This window comes from Pseudarthrobacter sp. 10T415, from assembly GCF_056394175.1.
Genome location: NZ_JBFTHJ010000035.1, coordinates 1 through 5,766, shown reverse-complemented (window position 1 = coordinate 5,766; position 5,766 = coordinate 1). Strand labels below are relative to the sequence as shown.

The following is a 5,766-nucleotide window of genomic DNA, read 5'->3' as shown; positions in this document are numbered from 1 at the left end:
AGAAGGTGTTGTTGAAGCAGCCGTTGGATGGTGGGACGGCGAAGACGGTGTCGTTTGGTGGTGAGGGTGTTCCTGCGGCTCCGGTGCAGTTGGGTGGGTGTGTGCATGCTGCGTGGTCGGGGGCGAATAAGTATGTCCGTGATTGTGTGAATGATGCTGATGATAAGAATGTGGATGTGCCGAAGGCGAGTGCGTCGCCGTCGTATGTGTTTCGGGTGAACCGGGACCTGGTGGTTCTGAATGATGTGAATTCCGGGAATGTGTGGCTGGTGAACCAGAACATGCAGCTCGTCAACAACTGGGACGACGTCATCCCGCCCAAGGAAACCTCGGACGACGCCGACAAGGACTCCGCCGACGAAGTCCAGCAGACAGTCCTCCCGGACCGCACCAAACCCAACAGCCCGCCGGTCGCCCAGCCGGACAGCTACGGCGTCCGCGCCGGCAAAACCACCATCCTCCCGGTCCTGGACAATGACACGGACCCCGACGGCGACATCCTGACAGTGCGCCAGCCCGACAACATCCGCCTGGGCACGTTGTCGACGATCTACGGCAGCACGGGCTTCCAGGTTGCCGTTCCCGCCGACAAGACCGGCAGCGAAACGTTCAAATACACGGTGGACGACGGCCGCGGGCTTTCCGCCACCGCCGAAGTTTCGCTGCGCGTTGTCCCGCTGACGGAAAACACGGCACCGGCGCAGAAACCCAACCGTGACACCACCATGGTGGTCCAGCAGGGCAAATCGATCACCCGGAACATCCTTTCGGACTGGATCGACCCCGACGGCGACGACCTCTACGCTACGTCGGTCTCCAGCCCGGACCCCCTTGACCAGGTCCGCATCCGCCCCGACGGGCAGCTCTCCTTCCAGGACAGCGGCACATCGCCGGGCCGCAAGGTCCTCTCCGTGGGCATCTCCGATGGCCAGGCCACCACTGAAGGCCGGATCACTGTCGACGTCCGCCCCGCCGGGGCCCTCCCGCCCATCGCCAACGCAGACCATGTGGTGGCAGTCGCCGGTGCTCCGACGGTGATCGCACCACTCAAGAACGACATCGATCCCCAAGGCGGCGCGCTCCGCCTTGCCCAGGTGACCGCTGACGAGCAGTCCAGGGCGGTCATCGGCGCCGACCAGCAGACCTTCAGCTTCACCTCCGACGTGCCGGGACCGCACTACGTGGAGTACCTGGTGACCAATGGGCCCGCCAGCGCCGTGCAGCTGGTCCGCGTCGACGTCGTGGCCGGCAACGACGCCGGGGCCCCCGTCGCCGTCCGCGACATTGCGCTGCTGCCCACCGGCGGCAGCGTCCTTGTCGATGTGCTCGGCAACGACTCCGATCCCTCCGGCGGTGTCCTGGTGGTGCAGTCGGTGACCGCCGACGGTTCGCTTCCGGTCAGTGTGTCCGTCCTGGACCACTCGGTGGTCCGAATCACGGACCTTCGCGCCGAAGGCCAACTAACGCTGAAGTACACCATCTCCAACGGCCGGTCCTCCGCGACGGGCGAGATCGCCGTCGTGGTGGTCCCGGCTCCGACAAAACTGCAGGCACCCCAGGCGAAGCCCGACGAAGCCACCGTCCGGGCCGGTGACGTCGTCTCCATCCCGGTGCTCGATAACGACACCGATCCCAACGGCGGCAAGCTGACCCTCGTGCCCGACCTCGCCCAGGTCCCGGACGAAGCCGACGGACGGACCTTCGTGGCCGGGGACCAGCTTCGGTTCATCGCCGGCTCCGAGGCCAAAACCGTCTACGCCATCTACAAAGTCCGCAACGAGTCCGGCCAGGTGGACTCCCAACAGGTGACCATCCGGATCCTGGCGCGCGATGACGAACGGAACAGCCGCCCCGAACCGCGCAACCTCACCGGCCGCGTGGTGGCGGGCATGACCGTCAAGATCCCCGTGCCCCTGGACGGCATCGACGCCGACGGCGACTCGGTGCAGCTGATGGGGATCGACAAGGCAGCTGGCATGGGCACGGCGATCGTCCGCGACGGCTACCTCGAGTACACGGCCGCAGGCGACGCAGCCGGGACAGACACCTTCACCTACCGCGTCCGTGACCGGATTGGCGCCGAGAACACCGGCACCGTCATTGTGGGCGTTGCACCGCCGGAAGCCATCAACCAGAACCCGATTGCCGTGGACGACGCCGTGGATGTCAGGCCGGGCAGGAACGTCGCCGTTGACGCCCTGGCCAATGATTCGGACCCCGACGGCGATCCCATCTCCCTGCTGACTGACGGTTTCGAAGCGCGGCCCGAGCTGAACGTCGAAGTGGCCGATGGCGCCAAGGTACTCTTCACCGCACCGGCAGTGGAAGGCAACGAGAGCATCCGGTACCGCATCCAGGACGACAAGAAAGCCCAGGCCAGCGCCGTGATCCGGGTCCGGGTCAGCGCGGACGCGGAACTGAAGCGTCCCATAGCCAAGGACGACAGGGTCACGCTGGCCGAAACCCTGGGTAAGACCGCCATCGACGTACCAGTCCTGAAGAACGACTCCGACCCCGACGGGGTGGCCTCCGAGCTGCAGATCAGCCTTCCGGACGGCAACCCCAATGCCCGCGTGGGCGGCTCAGGGAACGTGTTGGTCACCCTCACGCCCGAAGACCAGCTCATCCCGTATACGGTGACCGACACCGACGGCCTCACCGCAACGGCCGTGATCTGGGTGCCGGGCCAGGGAGCGCAGTACCCCACGCTGTCCAACACCGAAACGGTGGAGGTCATGGCCGGCAAGGAAATCACCCTGGACCTGGACGACTACGTCAGGGTGCGGGAGGGCCGCCGGCCCAAGATCAGCGTTGCCGACTCCGTCAAGGTGCTGGGCGCCGCCCCGGACAACGTGATCGTCGGAGAGGGCGAAGGCCTCCGCTACGCGGCGCGTCCCGGCTACGCAGGGCCGGGCTCCATCACGTTCGAAGTCACCGACGGCTCCGGCCCCGATGATCCCGACGGGCTGAAGTCGACCCTGGTCATCATGACCAACGTGATCCCGGACCCGGACGAAGCCAACACCCCGCCCACGTTCCGCGGCGCATCCTTGGACATTCCCAAGACGGAAACCGCCACCCTGGACCTTGGCCCCCTCGCGGCCGACGTCGACGAGCGGGACCAGGGGAACCTCACGTTCGCCCTCGAGGGCTCGCCGCCCCCGGGCTTCAGCGCGAAGCTCGACGGCACGGTACTCAGCGTCAGCGCGGAAAACTCCGTGGGAGTCGGCGTGACGGGCAATATCCAGGCCACCGTGACCGACGGACGGTCGCCCGCGGTGACGGCCACCATCCAGGTGCGGCACGTGGCGTCCAACCGGCCCATGCCGGTAGCCAACGATGACGTGGTGGAGAAAGCCAACGCGGGCCGTGCCGAGACGGTCAACGTCCTGGCCAACGACGTCAACCCCTTCAGCGACACGCCGCTGAAGATCGTCGGCACCAGCGTCGAAACCGGTTCGGCCCAGGGCCAGCCCACCATCAACGGCGACTCCATCACCATCACCCCGGCAGACGGATTCAAGGGCGTGATGGTGGTCCGCTACACCATCGCCGACAAGACCGGCGACCTTTCCCGCCAGGTGGACGGCCGCGTCCGCCTCACGGTGCGCAGCGAACCCGATGCGCCGTCCGCCCCCTCGGCGACCGACGTCCGCAGCCGCACCGCCGTGCTCAAGTGGGCGCCGCCGTCGGACAATGGGGCGCCCATCACCGAGTACACGGTGGCATCCAACAACGGATTCCAGCAGAAGTGCCCCACCACCACCTGCACCCTCTCCGGGCTGACCAACAACGTGAAGTACGTCTTCACCGTCAAAGCAACCAACGAGGTGGGGGAGTCGCAGCCCTCACCGCAGTCCAACGAGATCCGGCCCGACGAGAAGCCCTCCCCGCCGGAGGCACCCAGTGTCAAAGCCGGCGACAAGAACATGGTCATCAACTGGCCCGCCGCCCGGACGGAAGGCTCCCCGGTCAAGCACTACAACCTGGAGATCTCGCCTCCGCCCGCCAACGGTGTTGCCGTCAAGAACGAGGTCGCAGGCCTCAACTACACCTGGACCGGGCTGACCAACGGCGTGAAATACAAGGTGCGCGCCCAGGCCGTCAACGAACTCGGCCCCTCCGACTGGGGTACCTATTCCTCCGAAGACAACCCGGCCGGCGTTCCGGCGGCCCCTGCCGCACCCACCTCCTCCGTGGCATCGTCAGTGGGCACCCAGAACCAGCTCCGGGTGAACTGGACTGAACCCAACACCAACGGTGACGCCATCAGCGCCTACTACGTCACGATGTCCGGCGGCGGCCGGCCCGACCAGACGCAGACCATTCCAGGCACGGTCCGCAGCGCCAACTTCACGGCGGACAACTCCGAAGCCGCGTACACGTTCACCGTGCAGGCCGAGAACAAAGCGGGCAAGGGTGCAGTCAGCCCGCCATCGGCTCCCCGCCGTGCCACCGGAAAGCTTGGCCAGGTTTCGGGCGTCAACGCCACTCCGGCCAACACCGGCGGTGCCGGCCGGTCGGTCACGGTCGACTTCAGGCGCCTGACGGCCGCTGAACGGAACGGCTCTGCCGAGAACGAGGTCAGTTACAGCTACAACGCCAGCAACGGTGCCAGCGGCCCCATCAGCCCGGGCCAGACCATCGGCGGCTTCGCCAACGGCGCCCAGGTGAGCATCACTGTCATTGCCAATTCCTCCGTGGCCCCGAGCTCCAACGCCAGCGCCCCGGCGTCGGCAACGCCGTACGGGTCCCCGGGCACACCGTCCGCATCGGGACAGGACGGCGGCGTCAACGACCAGTCCGTCACCCTTCGCTGGTCCTCGCCATCCACCGCAACGAACGACGTCGCGAGCACCAGGATCAGGATCAACGGCGGAGGTTGGGAGAACGTGGCAGCTTCAGGCAGCCGGACCATCAATACCGGCGGCTGGCAGCAGAGCCGCACCATCGAGGTCCAGACACTGAACTCCGTGGGGACCGGAAGCGGCATCGCCAGTGCCAGGGCAACGTCCGGCAAGCAGGGACTGTGGGAAACCCGGATCAAGACCTCGGATCCCGACTTCGAGCGCTCCTGCACCTTCACCCGGGGCGGCTCGAACTACCGGCCCAACCCGTACTTCACCTGCGATGGCGTCAGCGGCAACAATCCGCCCTGGTTCTACAAGTCCAGCCAGGACCGCATCATGGTGGCCTGCTACATCGACCAGGACGACAACTGGTCCGGTAACGGCGTCATCCGCTGGTGGCGGGTTGAGTCCGGATCGGCACGCAACGTGGGCCGCTATGTCATCGCCGGACACACCACGCTTCCGGACCCCGCAGGGCTTGGAGCACCCCCATGCTGACCCGCCAAAATCATGAAGCCGCAGGTCAGGCCGCGGGGCACCTCTACCCATCGCGGACCCTTGCACCGTTGGGTAGGCTAACGCGGGGAACAGAGAGCCCGGTACCGGGTTTTTGGGGATTTCGGCCGGGGGGCCGCCGAACAACTGAGGGAAGCCAATCGCTGTGACAAGTCTGCTGGGGAAACTTGGGCTCAAACGGCGCCACAAGAAGATCGTCACCGGTACAGCCTTCGCCGCTGCCGTGGCCGTCGTGGCGACCGGTGCCGTGCTCTATCCGGGGTTTAAGACCACTGAGGTGGAGTTGAATGACGGTGGTGTGTGGGTGGTGTCGAAGTCTAAGAATGCGGTGGGGCGGTTGAATTATCCGTCGCGTGTTTTGGATGGGGCGGTGACTCCTGCGTCGTCGACGTTTGATATT

General features: G+C 66.2%; 2 protein-coding genes. Both read left to right on the top strand.

Annotation, left to right across the window (positions count from 1 at the left end):
• Positions 1 to 5,348 (top strand): Ig-like domain-containing protein (locus AC1DBN_RS21220; RefSeq protein ID WP_477724169.1); only part of this gene is annotated, 5,348 nt, incomplete at its 5' end.
• Between the two features lie 163 nt (positions 5,349 to 5,511).
• On the top strand, positions 5,512 to 5,766 hold a 255-nt coding region (locus AC1DBN_RS21215), incomplete at its 3' end, for a hypothetical protein (protein WP_477724168.1).